Source organism: Allorhizobium sp. DMC15 (genome assembly GCF_056314065.1).
In genome coordinates, this window is the sequence record NZ_JBQUZB010000001.1 from 345,896 (window position 1) to 364,692 (window position 18,797).

At 63.3% G+C, this 18,797-nt stretch carries 17 protein-coding genes; 8 read left to right on the forward strand and 9 right to left on the reverse strand.

The annotated features are described in order from the left end of the window. Positions 1–128: 128 nt before the first annotated feature. Entirely contained in the window at positions 129–1,028 is a 900-nt protein-coding gene (locus tag ACT53S_RS01730; RefSeq protein ID WP_476065707.1) for a ribokinase, read from the reverse strand. Positions 1,029–1,078: 50 nt separating this feature from the next. Then, a complete protein-coding gene (locus ACT53S_RS01735) occupies positions 1,079–2,302 on the reverse strand; it encodes a DNA recombination protein RmuC (RefSeq protein WP_476065708.1) in 1,224 nt (407 codons plus the stop codon). 273 nt (positions 2,303–2,575) lie between these two features. Between ACT53S_RS01735 and ACT53S_RS01740 the strand changes: the two genes are divergently transcribed. The 5 genes from ACT53S_RS01740 to truA all read left to right on the forward strand — a co-directional run bounded on the left by ACT53S_RS01740 (position 2,576) and on the right by truA (position 8,066). Continuing rightward, positions 2,576–4,099 carry a methyl-accepting chemotaxis protein gene (locus ACT53S_RS01740; protein WP_476065709.1) on the forward strand — a complete coding sequence of 508 codons (1,524 nt, stop codon included), beginning with the start codon at positions 2,576–2,578 and terminating at the stop codon, positions 4,097–4,099. A 112-nt stretch (positions 4,100–4,211) separates the two neighbouring features. Further along, positions 4,212–5,708 carry a methyl-accepting chemotaxis protein gene (locus ACT53S_RS01745; protein ID WP_476066618.1) on the forward strand — a complete coding sequence of 499 codons (1,497 nt, stop codon included), beginning with the start codon at positions 4,212–4,214 and terminating at the stop codon, positions 5,706–5,708. 76 nt (positions 5,709–5,784) lie between these two features. Continuing rightward, positions 5,785–6,297 carry a peptide deformylase gene (gene def / locus ACT53S_RS01750; protein ID WP_476065710.1) on the forward strand — a complete coding sequence of 171 codons (513 nt, stop codon included), beginning with the start codon at positions 5,785–5,787 and terminating at the stop codon, positions 6,295–6,297. 54 nt (positions 6,298–6,351) lie between these two features. Further along, positions 6,352–7,296, forward strand: coding sequence for a methionyl-tRNA formyltransferase (gene fmt, locus ACT53S_RS01755; protein ID WP_476065711.1), 945 nt, complete (start codon positions 6,352–6,354; stop codon positions 7,294–7,296). Next, entirely contained in the window at positions 7,296–8,066 is a 771-nt protein-coding gene (gene truA, locus ACT53S_RS01760) for a tRNA pseudouridine(38-40) synthase TruA (RefSeq protein ID WP_476065712.1), read from the forward strand. The genes fmt and truA overlap by 1 nt, the downstream gene beginning before the upstream one ends. Positions 8,067–8,229: 163 nt before the next feature. Here truA and ACT53S_RS01765 read toward each other — a convergent pair whose 3' ends face one another. From ACT53S_RS01765 to dapD, 5 genes are all read right to left on the reverse strand, one after another. Then, positions 8,230–8,598, reverse strand: a complete 369-nt coding sequence (locus ACT53S_RS01765; RefSeq protein ID WP_476065713.1) for a type II toxin-antitoxin system RelE/ParE family toxin — start codon at positions 8,596–8,598, stop codon at positions 8,230–8,232. Next, the gene (locus tag ACT53S_RS01770; RefSeq protein WP_476065714.1) at positions 8,598–8,876 is read right to left on the reverse strand and encodes a CopG family ribbon-helix-helix protein; all 279 of its coding nucleotides are present in this window, start codon (positions 8,874–8,876) and stop codon (positions 8,598–8,600) included. Before ACT53S_RS01770 ends, ACT53S_RS01765 begins: the two co-directional genes overlap by 1 nt. Before the next feature lie 215 nt (positions 8,877–9,091). Next, a complete protein-coding gene (locus ACT53S_RS01775) occupies positions 9,092–9,688 on the reverse strand; it encodes a hypothetical protein (protein ID WP_476065715.1) in 597 nt (198 codons plus the stop codon). Then, the gene (dapE, locus tag ACT53S_RS01780; protein ID WP_476065716.1) at positions 9,675–10,868 is read right to left on the reverse strand and encodes a succinyl-diaminopimelate desuccinylase; all 1,194 of its coding nucleotides are present in this window, start codon (positions 10,866–10,868) and stop codon (positions 9,675–9,677) included. The genes ACT53S_RS01775 and dapE overlap by 14 nt, the downstream gene beginning before the upstream one ends. A gap of 156 nt (positions 10,869–11,024) precedes the next feature. Beyond that, on the reverse strand, positions 11,025–11,882 hold the full coding sequence (gene dapD, locus ACT53S_RS01785) for a 2,3,4,5-tetrahydropyridine-2,6-dicarboxylate N-succinyltransferase (protein ID WP_476065717.1): 858 nt from the start codon (positions 11,880–11,882) through the stop codon (positions 11,025–11,027). 140 nt (positions 11,883–12,022) lie between these two features. On the opposite strand from dapD, the gene ACT53S_RS01790 reads away from it, so the two are divergent. Further along, a complete protein-coding gene (locus tag ACT53S_RS01790; protein ID WP_162750605.1) occupies positions 12,023–12,901 on the forward strand; it encodes an LOG family protein in 879 nt (292 codons plus the stop codon). A 46-nt stretch (positions 12,902–12,947) separates the two neighbouring features. On the opposite strand, the gene ACT53S_RS01795 is transcribed toward ACT53S_RS01790, so the two are convergent. Together ACT53S_RS01795 and ACT53S_RS01800 are read right to left on the reverse strand one after the other, a co-directional pair. Further along, a complete protein-coding gene (locus ACT53S_RS01795) occupies positions 12,948–13,655 on the reverse strand; it encodes a calcium-binding protein (protein WP_476065718.1) in 708 nt (235 codons plus the stop codon). 111 nt (positions 13,656–13,766) lie between these two features. Next, positions 13,767–14,486, reverse strand: coding sequence for a pyrimidine 5'-nucleotidase (locus ACT53S_RS01800; RefSeq protein ID WP_476065719.1), 720 nt, complete (start codon positions 14,484–14,486; stop codon positions 13,767–13,769). 295 nt (positions 14,487–14,781) lie between these two features. On the opposite strand from ACT53S_RS01800, the gene ACT53S_RS01805 reads away from it, so the two are divergent. Then, complete coding sequence (locus tag ACT53S_RS01805) at positions 14,782–15,729, forward strand: EamA family transporter (protein WP_476065720.1); 948 nt, start codon at positions 14,782–14,784, stop codon at positions 15,727–15,729. Between the two features lie 1,578 nt (positions 15,730–17,307). After that, complete coding sequence (locus ACT53S_RS01810; protein ID WP_476065721.1) at positions 17,308–18,792, forward strand: DHA2 family efflux MFS transporter permease subunit; 1,485 nt, start codon at positions 17,308–17,310, stop codon at positions 18,790–18,792. Positions 18,793–18,797: the final 5 nt, after the last annotated feature.

An 18,797-nucleotide genomic window follows, 5' to 3' on the forward strand; every position in this document is an offset into this window, starting at 1 on the left:
TCCGGAAAGGGAGGTCTCTCTGCATCGGCATGCGGTCCGCGCTGTCATGGCGCGGCCTGCCCGGCCGCGGCCGGACATGACGTCGCCTCACGTTAAATCGGCATAACTTAATGGGCCGCTAAAATTGTTTAGATTGCCTGCTCGACGTCGCCCAAAACTGGGATCGACGGTTGCGCCCCCGCTTTCAGGCAGGCGAGTGAGCCGGCAACGGCCGCACGCCGCAGCGCCAGATCGAAGTCGAGCCCTGCATCCAGGCTCGCGGCAAGATAACCGCAGAAGGTGTCGCCGGCGCCCACCGTATCGACGGGTTCGATCTTGAGGCCCTTTGCACGGTGCAGCACGCCGCCCTCGGCAGCGATCACGCCGGCCGCACCCAGCGTGATGATCAGCACCTGGCCCGTTTCGCGATGCATGGCAAGGGCAACCTCTTCCCTTTCCGCATCACTCAGACCCTGGCGCCCGGCCAGCAATTCGAATTCCGTTTCATTGGCGATGACGATGTCCGCCAGCCTTGCCAGCGCAGCGGCTTCGTCCGTCAGCGGCGCAAGATTGAGGACGGTCCGCACGCCCGCACCCTTGGCGGCCTTGAGTGCAACTTCCACTGCGGCGGCTGGCACTTCCAGCTGCAGCATCAGCGTGTCGCCCGCCTTCAGCGCAGCAACGGCCGCTTCCGCTTGTCCGGCATCGACGGTCCCATTGGCACCGGCAACCACGGCAATCATATTCTCGCCGTCGCCGCCAACCAGGATCAGGGCCGTCCCTGTCGCCCCGTCCACCGTCTTCACGCCGGAGAGATCGGTCCCAGCTTCCTTGAGGAGGGAAATCGCCGGTTCGGCGAATTCGTCACGGCCGACAGCGCCGACCATCCGCACGGCAGCGCCTGCCCGCTGCGCTGCGAGCGCCTGGTTTGCACCTTTGCCGCCGGCGGCCGTGGCAAAACCCGTGCCGGCCACCGTCTCACCGGGAACCGGCAGGCGGGGCGTGGTGGCAACCAGATCCATGTTGATGGAGCCGAAGACGGTAATCATGAGCGCGCGGGCCTTTCGTGAGCGGTGTTGCGCTCTTTTGGACCAGCCTGTCAGTCCTCGTCAACAACCCTGAGCTTGAGCAACCCCGTGCGGCTTTCCACCGCCCTTGCTCCGCCGTCGCCGGCATCGGCAGGACCACCCGGCGCCTCGAATTCCATCGCCTCGATCTTCGCACCGCGCTTGGCCAGCTTGTCGGACGAGGTGATGATCATCTCCACATCCTTCTGCGCCGCGAGAAAATGGCTCTGCAGCTTGCGCGTCCGGTCGTCGAGGCGTCCGAGATCTTCCATCAACCGGACGACTTCCCCCTGGATCAGATGCGCCTGCTCGCGCATCCGCTGGTCCTTCAGCACTGCCTGGATGACCTGGATCGACAGCATCAGCAGCGATGGCGAGACGATGACCACACGCTGGCGATGGGCCTTCTGGACGATGCCTTCGAAATTCTCGTGGATCTCGGCGAAGATCGATTCCGATGGCACGAACAGGAAGGCCATGTCCTGTGTTTCCCCCGGCAGCAGGTACTTGTCCGAGATGTCCTTGATATGCACCTCGATATCCCGGCGGAATTGCTGGCTCGCAAGCTTCTGGTGCTCCGGCGTTTCTCCGTCGCGAATGGCGTTCCAGGCCTCCAGCGGAAATTTCGCGTCGACCACCAGCGGCGGCGAATTGTTCGGCATACGAATAGTGCAATCGGGCCGCGATCCGTTCGACAGCGTCGTCTGGAATTCATAGGCACCCATCGGCAGCCCATCCGCCACGATGGTCTCCATGCGTGACTGCCCGAAGGCACCACGCGTCTGCTTGTTGGAAAGGATCGCCTGCAGTCCGACCACGTCCTTGGCCAGAGACTGGATGTTGTTCTGTGCCGCGTCGATCACCGCCAGCCGCTCCTGCAGCGTACGCAGATTGTCGTGCGTCGATTTCGTCTGTTCGGTGATTGTCGCGCCGATCCGGTGCGTCATGCCGTCCAGCCGCTGGCTCAGCGACTGGGTGAGTTCCGCCTGCCGGCTGCCGAAGACATCCGCCATCGTGGCAAGCCGCCCCTGCATCTCCGCCTGGGCCTTGAGAAGTTCTGCAAGCCGTGCCTCGGCCGCTGCGTCTCGGCGCAACGTCTCCTCCATCATCTCGGCCCGCAGGCGCGCAGCGCGCATCGAACCCAAAACGAGGAAGACAAGCGGAAGGGCGACCAGAGCGGCCGCAATTGCCAGCAGAAAGACGGGCTCGAGCGTGACGGAGCCGATGGTGACGGCGGGAAGATCCTGGATGTTCATCCGACGACTATACCCGATTCGCCTTTATGAACCAGATCAAAGAGTGAACGAAAGGGTCATGGGCTCGGTCGTCCCGGGGGTTGGATGAAATCTTTTGGCTAATGAAAATTGATAAACCGCAAACACTTGGACCCTAAGTGGCCAGCGTGGCAATCTCGCATATGGGAGGTGGAAATTACTACGATTTTTGAAACCTGACATTTACCATTTCAGGTCTTTCTTATGAAACGGGGCGGCGACTACGCCGCAAGACCTGCAATGGATAGTAGAACCATGGTTTCGCAGAGTGACAATGCTGATCTGAAAAATCGCCTCAGTTTCCTGGGGCTGGACGACAAGGGGCGCGAGACGCTGCGCCATATGGGGCCCTTGATCCGCGCCAACATCGGTGCGGCCCTCGATATCTTCTACGACAAGATCCGCAAGGTCCCGGAGACGGCAGCCTTCTTCCATGGTGACGATCACATGCGCGGCGCCAAGCGCCGTCAGGAAGAACACTGGGGCATCGTCGGAACCGGGGATTACACCGAAAGCTATGTCGAGGGCGTCACCAAGGTCGGCAAGGCTCATGCGCGCATCGGCCTTGAGCCGCGCTGGTATATCGGCGGTTACGCGCTGGTCCTCGAACAACTGATCCACGCGGTCTCCCGCGACCGCTGGCCAAGCCGCTTCGGCCGCCAGAAAGCGCCTCAGCTTGCCGACGAAATCTCGGTCGTCATGAAGGCTGCCATGCTCGACATGGACTATTCCATCTCCGTCTATCTCGACATCCTCGCCGCCGAGCGAAAGCAAGCCGAGGAAACCCGCCTGCGCGCCGAGGCAGAGCAGGCAACCGCTCTCGCCGCCCTGAGGGCAGTGCTGACCAAGCTCGCAGCGGGGGATCTGGAAGCGCGACTGCCCGACGACCTTCCGGCCAATTTCACCGAAATGGCCCGCGACTACAACGCCTCGGTTGACGCGCTGCGCACGACCATCGGCACGGTTCGCAGTTCCGCCGACGAGATCTTCAAGTCCACCTCGGCCATCGCCGAAGCAACCGACGATCTCGCCCAGCGCACGGAACAGCAGGCCGCCGGCCTCGAGGAAAGCACCGCTGCCCTGCACGAACTCACCCAGAACGTCACGCTCACCGCCGATGGCGCCCAGAAGGCCGCCCAGGTGGTCGGCGTCGCCCTTGATGAGGCGCGCGTCTCCGAACAGGTCGTCTCCCGCGCGGTCGATGCCATGGGGGCGATCGAGAAATCCTCCGAGGCCATCTCCAAGATCATCGGCGTGATCGACGAGATCGCCTTCCAGACGAACCTGCTTGCCCTGAACGCTGGCGTCGAGGCGGCCCGCGCCGGCGAGGCCGGTCGTGGTTTTGCCGTCGTTGCCCAGGAAGTGCGCGAACTCGCCCAGCGCTGCGCCAATGCCGCCCGCGAGATCAAAAGCCTGATTTCGGAGAGCTCCAACCAGGTCAATTCCGGCGTCGGCCTCGTCAACAATGCCGGCGATGCCCTGAAGCAGATCATCGTGCGCATCGGCGAGATCAACCAGATCGTCGGCACCATCGCGTCTGCCGCGGCCGATCAGTCCGGCGGTCTGCGCGAGGTCAACACGTCGATCGCCTCGATGGACCAGATCACCCAACGTAATGCGGCCATGGTCGAGGAAACCTCCGCCCAGACAGCAACGCTCGGTGAAGAGGCCGAACGCCTGATCGCCGCCCTCCAGGGTTTTCGCATCGATGCCGGCCGGTCAGGTGACAGAAGCCAGCGCCAGGGCAATGTCGCAACCGTCCGCCGGATGGCCGGATAGAACTGGCTGCCGGGGACAATGGAATGCTGAACAATGATCCGTGTTTAGTTTCTGTTCAGGAAACCGTGGCAGGTCTGTTTGACGACTGTCAAACTCAGAACGTGGCGTTGGAATCATGAACCAGAAATCGAACACAGATCTGTCGGAACGTCTCGACTTCCTGGAAATCGACCAGAAAACACGGGAAACCTTGGGAGAGCTCCGCCCGACGATCCGCGATGTCATCGGACCGGCCCTCGACAAGTTCTACGCCAAGGTCGGCAAGACCGCCAAGACGGCAGGGTTCTTCCGCGACGGCGCCCATATGAGCGGGGCGAAAAATGCCCAGATCGGCCATTGGGAAAAGGTCGCCAACGGCAGCTTCGATGAAAATTACGTCCGCGGCGTCACCGCCGTCGGCAAGGCCCATGCCCGCATCGGCCTGGAGCCGCGCTGGTATATCGGTGGCTATTCCATGCTCGTCGGCGAACTGCTCGCCGGCGTGCTCGTCAAGCACTGGCCCTTCCCCTTCGGCAAGCGTCACGCGGAAGCGCTCGCCGAGAAGATGAAGTCGCTGGTCAAGGCTGCCATGCTCGACATGGATTACGCGATATCCGTCTATCTCGACGAGCTGGAAAGCAAGCGCAAGGCGCTGGAGGAAGAGCGTGCCCGCTTCGAGGCCGATCAGACCATCGCCATGGAACATCTGCGCCGCGGCCTGGAATCGCTCGCCCGCAGCGATTTCGAAACCCGCATGACCACCGACCTTCCGGACAACTTCAAGGAAATGGCCGGCTATTACAACGATACGGTCGACAAGCTGAACGTCTCCTTCGCCGCCATCCGCCGTGCTTCGGAAGAAATCCTCGGCGGCACCGATGCCATCGCCCATGCTTCCAGCGAGTTGGCGAGCCGCACCACCCGCCAGGCTGCCGGCGTCCAGCAGAGCTCGACAGCCCTCCAGCAACTCTCCGTCAGCGTCAGCCAGACGGCGGCCAACGCCGAGCGGGCCTCGGCTGCCGTGCACGAGACCCAGCACCAGGCGAAGACCTCGGGTACGGTCGTGCACCGCGCCGTCACCGCCATGGATGCGATCGAGAAATCCTCCACCGAGATCTCCAAGATCATCGGCGTCATCGACGAAATCGCCTTCCAGACCAATCTTCTGGCGCTGAATGCCGGTGTCGAGGCTGCCCGCGCTGGCGATGCCGGCAAGGGTTTCGCCGTCGTCGCGCAAGAGGTCCGGCAGCTCGCCCAGCGCTCGGCCGATGCCGCCAAGGAAATCAAGCAACTGATCTCGCAGAGCTCCGACCAGGTGAAGCAGGGCGTCGAACTCGTCACCGGCACCGGCGAAGTCCTCGGCGATATCATCGCCCGCATCGATGCCATCGACAGCTTCGTCTCGGAAATCGCCACCGCCGCAAAAGACCAGGCGACCGGCCTTAACGAGGTGAACCAGGCGACCCGCAACATGGATCTCCTGACCCACGAAAACAGCGGCATGGTCGAGCAGACCTCGGAAGAGACCCGCCGCCTGCGCGCCGAAGTCGCCGGCCTGGTCGAGCTGATGAGCCACATCCGCACCCGCAGCGACAATCTCGGCCATGCGCCGCGCCGCACGGCCGCCTGACCGGGTGGCGCGAAACGGGAGGATCTCGGTGCATTTTCCGATTTCCTCCCTTTCGATCTTGCGCTAAGGGAGGCTCATGACCATCAAGCCACTCATAATCCTGCCCGATCCGCTGCTGCGCCAGGTGTCTCAACCCGTGGAGCGCGTGGATTCCGAGCTGCACCAGCTTGTCGATGACATGCTCGAGACCATGTACGAGGCGCCCGGCATCGGGCTCGCCGCGATCCAGGTCGGCGTACCCCGTCGCCTGCTCGTCATCGATCTCGCCAAGGAAGGCGAAGAGCCGACACCGCTCGTCTTCATCAATCCGAAGATCATCCGCTCTTCCGATGAACGCTCGACCTACGAAGAGGGCTGCCTGTCGATCCCGGATTATTACGCCGAAGTCGAACGCCCTGCCACGATCACCGTGACCTCGCTCGATCGCACCGGCAAGGAAGTGACGACCGAGGCCGACGGCCTGCTCGCCACCTGCCTGCAGCACGAGATCGACCATCTCGACGGCGTGCTCTTCATCGACCATATCTCCCGCCTGAAGCGCGAGATGGTGATCAAGCGCTTCACAAAGGCTGCCCGGCAGAAGATCTGATCCGAGGCCGCGCTTCGGCGCGACCGCCCGCTCCCTCCTGAAGGCGAGATCGATATGGCATTGCGCATCATTTTCATGGGAACGCCGGCCTTCTCCGTCGCCACCCTCAAGGCGCTGCACGCTGCCGGCCATCGGATCGTCGCCGCCTATTCGCAGCCACCCCGCCCCGGCGGCCGCCGTGGCCTCGATCTGCAGAAATCCCCGGTCCATCAGGCCGCCGAAGAGCTCGGCATCGAAGTCCGCCACCCGCTGAATTTCCGCGACCCCGCCGACCGCGAAGCGTTTGCAGCACTGGATGCCGACGTTGCCGTCGTCGTCGCCTATGGCCTGCTTCTGCCGCAGGCGATCCTCGATGGCACACGGCTCGGCTGCTACAACGGACATGCCTCGCTGCTGCCGCGCTGGCGCGGTGCCGCCCCCATCCAGCGGGCCATCATGGCCGGCGATGCGGAGACCGGCATGATGGTGATGAAAATGGACAAGGGCCTCGACACCGGCCCCGTCGCGCTCACCCGCAAGATCGCGATCGCCCCCGACATGACCGGCGGCGAGCTGCATGATGCCTTGAGCGTCGTCGGCGCCGAGGCCATGGTCGAGGCTATGGCGCACCTCGAAAAGGGCACGCTCAAAACGGTATCCCAGCCGGAAGAGGGCGTGCTCTACGCCGCCAAGATCGACAAGGCCGAAACCCGCGTCGACTTCTCTCGGCCCGCGAAGGAGGTCCATGACCATATCCGGGGTCTGGCTCCTTTCCCGGGCGCCTGGACCGAGATCGAGGTCGGCGGCAAGCCGGAACGTGTCAAGCTGCTCGCCTCGCATTTCGCCGCAGCAGATGGTCATCTCGGCGCCCCCGGCACGGTCCTTGACGATGCCATGACCGTCGCCTGCGGCACCGGTGCCATTAGCCTCGTGCGCCTGCAGAAGGCCGGTGGCAAGCCGCTAGACGCGCAGGATTTCCTGCGCGGCACGCCGCTCCTCAAGGGCACGGTGATCGCCTGATGCCTCGCTTCCGCATGATCGTGGAATATGACGGCACCGCCTATGTCGGCTGGCAGCGCCAGGACAATGGCCATTCCGTGCAGTCGGCCCTTGAGAATGCAATCCTCTCTTTGTCCGGCGAAACCGTCGTCATCAGAGGCGCCGGCCGCACCGATTCCGGCGTGCATGCCATGGGCCAGGTCATCCATGCCGATCTCTCCCGTGCCTGGGTGCCCTACAAGCTGCGCAATGCGCTCAACGCCCATCTGGCCCAGGCCGGCGAGCAGGTCTCGATCATCGACGTCCAAGCCGCGCCCGATGATTTCGACGCGCGTTTCTCGGCACTCCGCCGCCATTATCTCTACCGCATCATCAACCGGCCGGCCCGTTTGGCACTGGAGGCAAACCGCGCCTGGTGGGTGCCAAAGCCGCTTGATCACGAGGCCATGCACGCGGCCGCCCAGCAGCTTGTCGGCCACCACGATTTCACCACCTTCCGCTCGGCCCACTGCCAGGCGGCAAGCCCGGTCCGCACGCTCGACCGTCTGGACGTCACCCGTCGTCGTGACCTCATCGAGATCCGCGCCAGCGCCCAGAGTTTCCTGCACAACCAGATCCGTTCCTTTGCCGGGACGCTGAAGCTGGCCGGCGAGGGCAAGATGACGCCTGCAGATGTGCGCGCAGCCCTCGAAGCCCGCGACCGCGCCGCCTGCGGCCCAGTGGCGCCCCCGGAGGGGCTTTATTTCATGCGTGTGGATTATCCCGGCGACGAGCCGCAGCCGGATATCTGAGGCACTGCCAGCTAACGGCATTCCCAATGTCTTTGCGCAGAGACTGCTCGGCTGCGAATACCTTGTGCCAGAACCACGCGTCTATCGACGAAGAGTACCCCCCACTTCCTGTCTCGGCCAAATCACGGTCGGCTTTCGTATTGGCTACCCACTGACAAGCCATTCATGGCCGAGGCCCTGGCTTCGTGGCGCCGCTATACGTATCCTCGTTGTCCTCGTCATCACCATTGTCATAGTCGGCAGCAAGTTCGGCAGGCGTGTATGCGTCCTTCTGCCGTGCGTCTCTTATTGCCGCGATTTCAACCATGCCGTCGCGTGCGCGGATCGTGAGGACCAGCGGCGGCATGCTCACTTTGCGTGTACCTTCCAAAACGCCTTTCTCGGTCATTTGCGGGAAGGACGAAAGGAGGTCCTTCTGCTTCTCCAGACGCTCAATGAGCTTTCTGGCAGCAGCGGGGTTCACCTCAGCAAGTTCTATAATCTTGTTGAGGAACCAGCGTTCTGCACTCTTGGATAAACGGACAGGAGGCATCAACCGGCCCGTTGGCTGCGACGGTACTCGGCTGCAGCAACGATCGTTCGAGCCTTATCAAGCACGTCTTCGAGATCGACACTTTCGCCGCTATCCAGTTCAGCGATGCCTTGGGCATCCCGAAGAACGTCAGCGCCTTCACCTGCCAGATATTGGCCGAGGGCTTTCTGCATCACCCAAGTCCGATCCCGATCAAGGAGCCTCGCGATTTCATCGAATTTGGCAACCAAGGGAGATGGCAGGCGCAAGGAGACCTGCGTCTTCTCGTTCTTCAACATGGCCAAGAGCTCCGTATTTCATTGAAATACAACGTAACCCAATCAAGAGAAAATTGCTATCGCCCGTACAGACCCTAACGGGGTCGCATAAACCGATTTGAATCAGTGGCTTAGAGGCTATTTCGATCGTCAACAGGTGGTAGAGCCGACGCTACATGGGTAGGCCGTCAAAAGTCTGAAACGACGTTGCGTCCAGACTTGAGGGAAGAAAGGCTTCACCCGGGATAAACGCCGAGATAGCGTTCCAGCAGTTCCGCCAGGATCATCGACGGCACCAACACCACCATCACGATGGTGGAAATGGTCAGCAGGTGATCCCCGACGATCATTCGGACGATCCGGAAGAGGATGGCGATTAGCGTCACCATCAGCAGGAACCACAAAAGCGCCACCAGTCCGCTGAGGCCGGGCAACAGCATCATGATCAGCACCAGCACGCCATAGGCATAGGACGCCGGTAGCGCCAGCCAGTTGATCACCACCACAAGGGAAGCGAATTTCTCGCCGAGCCCCACCATCCAGCACAAGACGCCGAGCAGGATCACCGGCACGAGCCAGTTTGCCGCTTCCACCAGGGTCAGCCGGAAAAAGAAGAGGGGACCGGTCGCAGTGCCCGTGGCCTGTCCTTCGAGGAACAGCACACGCCACCAGGCGAAAGACAAAAGGATCGCCGGCAGGGCCCAGGCGATTGACCAGAAGGAGCGCGCGGCGCCCCGATCGGAAAAATCGAGATGAGAAAAGCCGGCCGGATCCTGCTTCACCAGCAGCCACAGGCCCTTCAGGTAGATCTCGATTTCCTTAAGCGTTGGCATGGGCGAACCACTGCTCGATGAAGGTCTGGTAGATCACCGTCAGCGTTTCCAGGTCGGCGACGGAAACACGCTCGTCCACCATATGCATGGTCTGGCCCACGAGCCCGAATTCCACGACAGGGCAATAGTCCTTGATGAATCGCGCATCCGACGTGCCGCCGGTGGTCGAGAGCTTCGGCGTACGGCCCGTGACCGTTTCGATGGCGCCCGATAGTGACGAAATCAGGCTGTTGCTGCGCGTCAGGAACACATGGCTCGGCCGCTCCGACCACACCATCTCATAGGCGATCGCCGCACGACCCGGCCGAAGCTCGGGATCGACGGCGGCCGCATCCAGACGCCGCAGGATCTCGGCCTTGACGCTGTCGGCGTCCCAATGGTCGTTGAAGCGGATGTTGAACTTGAAGCGGGCCGTGGCCGGAATCACATTGGTCGCGGCATTGCCGACATCGATCGAGGTCACTTCGAGGTTCGACGGCTGGAAGTTTTCCGTGCCCTCGTCGAAGGCCGGGAACATCAGGCTTTTCGCCTGTGACAGCGCACCGCGCACCGGATTGTCGGCGAGATGCGGATAGGCGGCATGGCCTTGCACGCCCTTCACCGTCACCGTGCCCGAAACCGAGCCGCGCCGGCCGATCTTGATCATGTCGCCCAGCGTATCCGGATTGGTCGGCTCGCCCACCAGGCAGGCATCCCAGCGCTCGCCGCGCGCAGCCGCCCATTCGAGCAGCTTCACGGTGCCATTGACCGCCGGTCCCTCTTCGTCGCCGGTGATCAGCAGCGACACCGAGCCCTTCGGCACCTTCCCGGCTTCCACCAGCCGCGCATAGGCCGCGATGAAGCAGGCAATCCCGCCCTTCATGTCGACGGCGCCACGGCCGAACAGCATGCCGTCGCGCACCTCGCCGGAAAACGGTCCGGCCGACCAGTCGGCTTCGTCGCCCACGGGCACCACGTCGCTGTGCCCGGCAAACATCAGATGCGGGCCATCCGTGCCGGCGCGGGCGTACAGATTCTCGATGTCGGGGGTATCAACGTCGCGCTCGACCATCCGGTCGACGGTAAAGCCCAGCGGTTTCAGCAGGTTTTCGAGCACCGTGAGCGCCCCGCCTTCGGCCGGCGTGACGGAGGGGCAGCGGATAAGGGCTTGAAGAACTTCGACGGGGCTGCTGGCGTTCATGTCGGTCAATCTGGGCTGGGCATCGGTGATCAATTCGTCCGTGTCGAGACTTAGCCCAAGGGCAGGGCGGTGTCATCTCGCATGCCGCGGCCGAAATGTCGCGCAGCCGGACCGAGGAGGAGAGGCGCCGATCGGAACCGGCGCCCCGTCATAGGGTTAATCGCGCAGCAATTCGTTGATGCCGGTCTTCGAGCGGGTCTGCGCATCGACGCGCTTGACGATCACGGCGCAGTAGAGATGCGGAGCCGCAACGCCGTTCGGCATCACTTTGTCGCTGCCCATCGAACCCGCGACGACGACGGAGTAGGGCGGCACTTCGCCATAGGTCACTTCGCCGGTGGCGCGGTCGACGATCTTGGTCGACTTGCCGATGAACACGCCCATGCCGAGCACCGAGCCTTCACGGATGATGCAGCCTTCGACGACTTCCGAACGGGCGCCGATGAAGCAGTTGTCCTCGATGATCGTCGGGCCGGCCTGCATCGGCTCCAGAACGCCGCCGATGCCGACGCCGCCCGAAAGATGCACATGCTTGCCGATCTGCGCGCAGGAGCCGACGGTCGCCCAGGTGTCGACCATGGTGCCTTCGCCGACATAGGCGCCGAGGTTGACGAAAGAGGGCATCAGGATGGCGTTCGGCGCGATATAGGCCGAGCGGCGCACGACGGCATTCGGCACGGCGCGGAAGCCAGCGGCACGGAACTGGTTTTCGCCCCAGCCTTCGAACTTCGACGGCACCTTGTCCCACCAGGTCGAGGCGCCAGGGCCGCCCTTGACGACGTCCATGTCGTTCAGGCGGAAGGAGAGGAGCACGGCCTTCTTCAGCCACTGATGCACCGTCCAGGTCCCGTCTTCGCCGCGGGTCGCAACGCGGGCCTTGCCGCTGTCGAGCAGGTCGAGGGCCGCGTCCACGGCATCGCGGATCTCGCCCTTGGTGGCGGTCGACACCGTGTCGCGGTTGTCGAAGGCCGCTTCGATGACGTGTTCGAGCTGGGTGAGATCGGAGGCGCTCATCTGAATTCCTTAAACTTCGTTGTCTAACCTTGAGGATGGAAGCGATCAGGACCTGATCGAAAATTCGCGCAAAGCTCTAGCGCATAAGTCGCTGCATGAAAACAGCGTCGGGCGGCCTTGCGCGTCGGAAAGGAACAAGCATGGCGAGACTGAAAAACGGCAAGCATCGGCGCAAGGACGGGTCCTGGGATCCGCTGAAGGACTCATCGACCGATCGCCAGACCGCGAAGGTCATCCCGCGCACGCCGCAATCCGCCTCGTCCTCCTACACGCTCGCCTATGTCGACGAGGAATTCCTCTGCCGCGAGGAACTGCGTCCGGTCCGTCTGCAGCTGGAATTGCTGAAAACCGAGATGATCCTCACCGAGCGCAACATCAAGTCGACGGTGGTCATGTTCGGCGGCGCGCGCATTCCCGCCCCCGGCGAGGCCGCCTGGGCGGCGAAGAACGATATCCAGAAGAAGAACCTGGAGAACGCCTCGATCTATTACGACCAGGCCCGCCGCTTTGCCCAGCTCTGCTCCAACCAATCCAAAGCCAGCGACTACCACGAATATGTCGTCGTCACCGGCGGTGGCCCGGGCGTCATGGAAGCGGGCAATCGCGGTGCCGCCGATGTCGGCGCGCCCTCGATCGGCCTCAACATCGTGCTGCCGCATGAGCAGGCGCCGAACCCCTATGTCACGCCCGAACTCAGCTTCAACTTCCACTATTTCGCCATCCGCAAGATGCATTTTCTGATGCGCGCCAAGGCGATCACCATCTTTCCCGGCGGCTTCGGCACGCTGGACGAGTTCTTTGAAGCCGTGACGCTGATCCAGACCAAGCGCATGGCGCCGATCCCGCTGATCCTCTTCTCGAAAGCCTTCTGGCACGACATCATCAATTTCGAGGCGCTCGCCACCTTCGGCACCATCGCGCCCGAGGATCTGCAACTGCTGCATTTTGCCGAAACGGCGGAGGAAGCCTGGCAGATCATCGCCGATTTCTACGATCTCGACGCAGAAGCGGCCCCATAAGGGGCCGCTCGAGAGTTGCTCATCTCGTATTCGGGACCGGGTCGACTTAGCGGAACATCACCGGCCGCTTGGGCATATCGTCGACGCTGATCACGCCGTCCTTGTTTCGGTCCATGCGCTCGAACATCCGGTCGCCCATGGCCACGGCTTCAGCCTTGCTGATCTGGCCGTTTTCGTCCTTGTCGGCCACCCGCATCATGCGGGCCGGCCCGCCCATGCCGTGCTCCCGCCGCCCTTCGCCGCGTTCAGCCCGTTCATTGTGCCAGCCATGGCGCTTGCCGTCGTGATGCTTGCCCTGGTGGCGGGGACCGCCCGCCATGTCGTCCTGCATCATGGCGTCGGGGCCGGCATCAGCCATGTCGCGCGGCGGGGCGTTGCCCGGCGGCGGTGGCGGTGCTGCGGCTTCGTCACCCGGAGCGGGCGGCGTGTCCGCCTTCATCTCGGCACGGGCCTTCTGCATTTCGGCCCGCATGGCCTGGCGATGCTTGCGCATCTCGCCCGGGGTGATCGAGCCGTCATTGTCGGCATCGATCTGGGTGAACAGGGCTTCGCTTGCAGCCGTCGCTTCGGCCTTTTCGATCTTGCCGTCCTTGTTGGTGTCGAACTGCTGCAGCATGCGGACGAACATGACTTCCGGGCCGCCGCGGGGCGGACCGCGCCGGTCGCCGCGATCCTGGGCGAAAGCGCCGCCGGCTGTGGTGCCGATCAGGAGGGACGCGGCAAGGGTCGCCAGGGTGATGGTTTTGCCGTTCATCTGTGGTCCTTTCAATGACTGTGTCGATGAAAGAACCCTAGGGCACCGTGCTTGATCGACCTACTTAACGATCGGTAAGGCGCATGAAACTTTCGTAAGCTTCCGCTAAACTCAGTCGACATCACCCAAGATCCGGCCCAGGAACCCGGCGAGATCATCCGTCATGTAGTCGACGCTGTCGCCGTCGATATGCTCCACCCGCTCCCAGGTTTCGAGCAGCGCCGTCTCCAGATTGCGCGGGACCAGGAGCACGGTCTTCATGCCCAATGCCTTCGGCACTTCCAGATTGCGCGGCAGGTCCTCGAACATGGCGGCCCGCTTCGTGTCGATCCGGTTGAGGCTCGCGAACTTGTCGTATGTCGCCCCCGCCGGCTTCGGCACGTAATCGGCCGCGACGATGTCGAAGATGTCGTCGAAATGGTCGAGAATGCCGAGCGCGCGGGCCGCATCCTCAGCATGCGCCACCGTGCCATTGGTGAAGATGAATTTCCGCCCCGGCAGGCGCTTGATGGCATTGCCGAGCGCCTCGTCGGGCAGCAGCATCGAATAGTCGATCGCATGGGCCTTTTCCAGGAAGGCGTTGGGATCGACCTTGTGATGCAGCATCAGACCGGCCAGCGTCGTGCCGTGTTCGTGGTAATAGCGCTTCTGCAGCACCTTCGCCTCGACCGGATCGACCTGCAGCAGCTCGGCCACGAAGGCGGTCATGTTTTTGTCGATCTGCGCGAAGAGGTTGATGTGATGCGGGTAGAGCGTGTTGTCGAGGTCGAAGACCCAGTCCCGCACATGGGCGAAATCTTCGGGCGAGGGGCGTTTGCGAGCTTGGGTCATCGGGTCCTTATGGCAGAAGCCGCAGCGGATGCAACGGGGGCCGGGGCGTGAGCCACCGGCACGAACGGGCTTGCGAGGAAATAGGATTGGTCGCCGCTTCGGGAAGTGCTATTTCTGCGTCATGGCGAGCAAGATATCGATCCGGACCGCAAAGAACGGTGTGATCCTCCAGGATCGCAAACGCCTGCCATGCCGTTTCCATCCCGTCACGTCCGGCACGATCCGCCACCGCACGGCCTGATCCGCGGGCCCCCGGGCCATTTCCTCCGCTCACGCGTCATCCCCCGCAGCGTCCATGACGCCTGCACATCTTTCCGGATCGATCCCCATGGAATTCTGGGCCATCATCACCATCGGTGCCGCCTTCCTGCAGAACATGCGTTCCGTCCTGCAGAAACATCTGAAGAGCCGCATGGGCACCACGGGTGCCACCTTCGTGCGCTTCGGCTTCGGCCTGCCCTTCGCCTTCCTCTATCTTGCCATCCTCAATCTCGGCTTCGACCGGCCGCTGCCGGTGCCCGGCCTCGTCTTTGCCGGCTGGGCGGTGGTCGGCGCGCTCGCCCAGATCGCCGCGACCTTCCTGCTGGTGCATCTCTTCTCGTTTCGCAACTTCGCCGTCGGCACCGCCTATTCCCGCACCGAGCCGGCCCAGGCGGCGCTGATCGCCCTGGTGCTTTTCGGCGAAACGATCACCGCCGGCACCTTTGCCGCCATCCTCGTCTCGATCGTCGGCGTCATGCTGATCTCGGTCGCCCGCACCACGCTCACGCCCGCCGCTCTGGTCACTTCGGTGTTGAGCCGCACGGCCCTGATCGGCCTCGCCTCCGGCCTGTTTTTCGGCCTCTCCGGCACCGCCTACCGCGCCGCCTCGCTGTCGCTCGCCCCGACCTTGCCGGCGCCCGATGCGGTGATGCAGGCGGGCTATACGCTCTGCGTGGTCATCGTCGTGCAGACGGGCTCGATGCTCGCCTGGATGCTGTGGCGCGACCGGGCGGAACTCTCCCGCATCCGTGCCGCCTGGACGATCAGCACCCTGGTCGGCTTCGTCGGCGCCACCGCTTCCTTCGGCTGGTTCATCGCCATGACGCTGCAGCAGGTGGCGGTGGTCAAGGCGCTGGCCCAGGTGGAAATGCTCTTCACCTTCGCTTCCTCGGTCCTATTCTTCAAGGAGCGGATCAACCGGCTGGAGGTGGCGGGCTGTGGGCTGATCGTGCTCGGGGTGCTGTTGCTGGTTTTGGTGTGAGGGGTCCTTCTCCCTCCTTGCGGGGGAGAAAGCGAAATCGAGGAATTGGCCCGATCAGGGCCAAACCTCAGATTTCGCAAGAGGGGGGCTCGGTGAGGCTGTCATCCACCACAACCCAAGTGCGGAACGAACCCTCGGCAGATCCTCGGGACGAAGCCCGAGGATGACGGCATGTGGGATGGGTCCAGTGTCCCCGCCTGCGTTTCTGAGTGTTGCGACGCTTGCGGAGGATACCCGCCCTCTCCGCGATCGTCATCCTCGGGCTTCGTCCCGAGGATCTGCCAGCGTGTCGGCAAGCTCGCGGCGCCTGGCAGCCGGCATATGGAAACTGTCAAAAACCCCAAGCGTCGCCGCCGGTCGGGATCATCTCCCTCCGGGTCGGTTTCATGCTTGTCTCGGACGAGGCGCCAGAAGCAACCTGTCTAAGGAATTGTGTGGCTCCTTCCGGCGCCTCGTTCGGCGTTTTGTCCCGCTGCATGCGTCTCTCTGGCAAGGCGGCGACGGGCGTCGTCATCCTCGGGCTTGACCCGAGGACCGAGGATTGACCGGGCGCGAGTCCGGCTGCGGCAGTCACCTCCGAAGAGTATCTGCCAGAGCCTGGCCGGTGGCCCGGGAGGTTCCCGCCGGATGGTGCACCATTCCGACCGGGACCCTCGCCCGGGGGATGATCGTCTGGCCATTTGCGACCTCGGTCCTCATCCCCGCCGTTTTGTTCGCCCCGCCGTCTGGGATCTTCGCGACGGCACAGGCGCCTTGTCTGTGTGCCTCTGAGGCACGTCCTTCCGATCGGGGTATCCGGTGAAGAGGCATCCGACCCCGTCACCTTTGTATCCAGCCCCACGTCCGGAGGGAGACCGTTGCAGCGGGCCGGGATCTTGGATCTGCGACAACCCTCCATCCCGGCGCCGGCCCCGCCTCGCCTGACATCGCATCGTCAGGTGTATCCGAGGGCGGGACAGCATTGATTCTATGAGAGTGAAAATGGGCGGGGATGAAAAAATGTGTGCGGGTTTGATTTCGTTGGGAAATGTCTGGAAGTCGTCCCCCTTTTTTCGGCGATTTGCAGCTTTTCTCGTCTCCCGTTGGGGGGAACGGGAGCGAACCGCCGGGGACAGAGTTTGTGACCTTTGCCCCTCACCCTACCCTCTCCCCGCGAGCGGGGAGAGGGGGCGCCAGCGGTGGCCGCCTCGGCCTTCTCCCCGCGAGCGGGGAGAAGGTGCCCGAAGGGCGGATGAGGGGCAAAGGCCGCAAGCGCGACGCCGCGCGAAGGCTGTGAGAGGAATTGGTGAGGGGAGTGCCAACGGAACCGTGCCCCTCTCCGGGAAAATCTGAGTTTAGGCGGCTTGCGCGGACCTCAAGCCTTCGATTTTCCGTCCTCCCGCACATGGGGGGAGGTGGCGCGCCGCTGGCGTCGGAATTCGTGGCTTTTGCCCCTCACCCTGCCTTCTCCCCGCCTGCTGGGAGAAGGTGCCGGCAGGCGGATGAGGGGCATCTGCGTAGAGACCCGCAAAACCATTTGCGCTTTTTTTCCCGCGCGATACATCCAAGACACCGCGAACGCCACGCCCGGAGACATCCATGACCGCCTCGAACACACTCGGCACGCCCGCATCCGAGCATGCCTATCCGAAGCGCTGGACGGCGCTTGCCGTGATGATGCTGGCGAATTTCATGAATCTGCTCGATGTCACCATCGTCAATGTCGCGCTGCCGAGCCTGCAGTCGGGGCTGGGGGCGACGTCGAGCCAGATTGAATGGGTGGTGGCCGGTTACGTGCTGGTCTTTGCCTTGGGGCTTCTGCCCTTCGGACGGCTGGGGGACGTGCGCGGCAAGAAACGGGTGTTTCTGGCGGGGGTCGGCGCCTTCACCTTCGCCTCGCTGCTGTGTGGCCTTGCGCCCGGCATCAACAGCCTGATTCTGGCGCGCCTGCTGCAGGGGGCAGGCGCTGCTGTGATGACGCCGCAGGTGCTGGCGATTGCGCAGATGATGTTTCCGCCAAAAGAGCGGGCGGCGGCCTTTTCGCTGTTTGGCCTCAGCGCCGGGCTTGCCTCCGTCTCCGGCCCGCTGCTCGGCGGCTGGTTGATCAGCATGGATCTCTTCGGGCTCGGCTGGCGACCGATTTTTCTCATCAATATTCCGATTGGCCTGATTGCTATCCTGCTCGGCTCCCGCCTCATTCCGGCACTGCCCGTGCGGCCGGGATTGAAGAACGATTTCGGCGGCATCCTGCTCGCGGGTCTCGCGATCTTCTGTGTCATCTTCCCGCTGATCGAGGGGCGCGGCTTCGGCTGGCCGGCCTGGTGTTTCGCCATGCTGGCGCTTTCGGTGCCGTTCGCCGTCGCATTTGCCCTCTGGGAGCGTCGCCAGCACCGGACCAAGGGGCCGGAACTGCTGCCGCTCAATCTGATGACCAACCGCAACTATGTCATCGGCACGCTGATGACGGCGACCTTCTTCTCGACGCTGCCGGGTTTCTTCCTGACCTTTGCGATGTTCCTGCAGCAGGGTTTTGGCTTCACGCCGCTGCAGTCAGGCCTGACCACGGTGCCGTTTTCGTCGGGGATCTTCGTCGCCTCGCTGATCTCGGGGCGGCTCGGCAATATCACGCCGCGCCTGCGAGTCGTCGGGGGTGTGCTGATGGTGATCGTCGGCATGGCGGCGCTGCGCTATCAGGTCCTGGGCTTTGGCGACGTCGCCGACCGTGTGGCGCTGCTGCCCTGGCTGCTTTTGAGCGGGCTTGGCATGGGGATTGCGATTGCGCCGATGTTCCAGCTGGTGCTGGCAGGCGTGCCGCCGCATGACGCCGGTTCAGGCTCCGGCGCGCTGCAGGCGATCCAGCAGGTGGGAAGCGCGCTCGGCATCGCCATTGTCAGCCAGATCTTCTTTGCCGATCTAGCGAAAAGCGTGGCGGCAGGCGTCGCCAATCACGCGGCCTATATCCATGCGCTGGCAACGGGACTGTTTTATAATTTTGGGGGTTACGGGCTGGTGCTGATCGCCGTGCTGATGATGCGCGCCCATGCGGGGCCGGCGGTGCAGGAAAGGCCCCTGCCGGTCGAGTGACCGGC

Coding starts and splice junctions, on each gene's coding strand:
- ACT53S_RS01730 (WP_476065707.1), bottom strand. CDS start 1,028: ATGATTACCGTCTTCGGCTCCATCAACATGGATCTGGTTGCCACCACG.
- ACT53S_RS01735 (WP_476065708.1), bottom strand. CDS start 2,302: ATGAACATCCAGGATCTTCCCGCCGTCACCATCGGCTCCGTCACGCTC.
- ACT53S_RS01740 (WP_476065709.1), top strand. CDS start 2,576: ATGGTTTCGCAGAGTGACAATGCTGATCTGAAAAATCGCCTCAGTTTC.
- def (WP_476065710.1), top strand. CDS start 5,785: ATGACCATCAAGCCACTCATAATCCTGCCCGATCCGCTGCTGCGCCAG.
- fmt (WP_476065711.1), top strand. CDS start 6,352: ATGGCATTGCGCATCATTTTCATGGGAACGCCGGCCTTCTCCGTCGCC.
- truA (WP_476065712.1), top strand. CDS start 7,296: ATGCCTCGCTTCCGCATGATCGTGGAATATGACGGCACCGCCTATGTC.
- ACT53S_RS01765 (WP_476065713.1), bottom strand. CDS start 8,598: ATGCCTCCTGTCCGTTTATCCAAGAGTGCAGAACGCTGGTTCCTCAAC.
- ACT53S_RS01770 (WP_476065714.1), bottom strand. CDS start 8,876: ATGTTGAAGAACGAGAAGACGCAGGTCTCCTTGCGCCTGCCATCTCCC.
- ACT53S_RS01775 (WP_476065715.1), bottom strand. CDS start 9,688: ATGCCAACGCTTAAGGAAATCGAGATCTACCTGAAGGGCCTGTGGCTG.
- dapE (WP_476065716.1), bottom strand. CDS start 10,868: ATGAACGCCAGCAGCCCCGTCGAAGTTCTTCAAGCCCTTATCCGCTGC.
- dapD (WP_476065717.1), bottom strand. CDS start 11,882: ATGAGCGCCTCCGATCTCACCCAGCTCGAACACGTCATCGAAGCGGCC.
- ACT53S_RS01790 (WP_162750605.1), top strand. CDS start 12,023: ATGGCGAGACTGAAAAACGGCAAGCATCGGCGCAAGGACGGGTCCTGG.
- ACT53S_RS01795 (WP_476065718.1), bottom strand. CDS start 13,655: ATGAACGGCAAAACCATCACCCTGGCGACCCTTGCCGCGTCCCTCCTG.
- ACT53S_RS01800 (WP_476065719.1), bottom strand. CDS start 14,486: ATGACCCAAGCTCGCAAACGCCCCTCGCCCGAAGATTTCGCCCATGTG.
- ACT53S_RS01805 (WP_476065720.1), top strand. CDS start 14,782: ATGACGCCTGCACATCTTTCCGGATCGATCCCCATGGAATTCTGGGCC.
- ACT53S_RS01810 (WP_476065721.1), top strand. CDS start 17,308: ATGACCGCCTCGAACACACTCGGCACGCCCGCATCCGAGCATGCCTAT.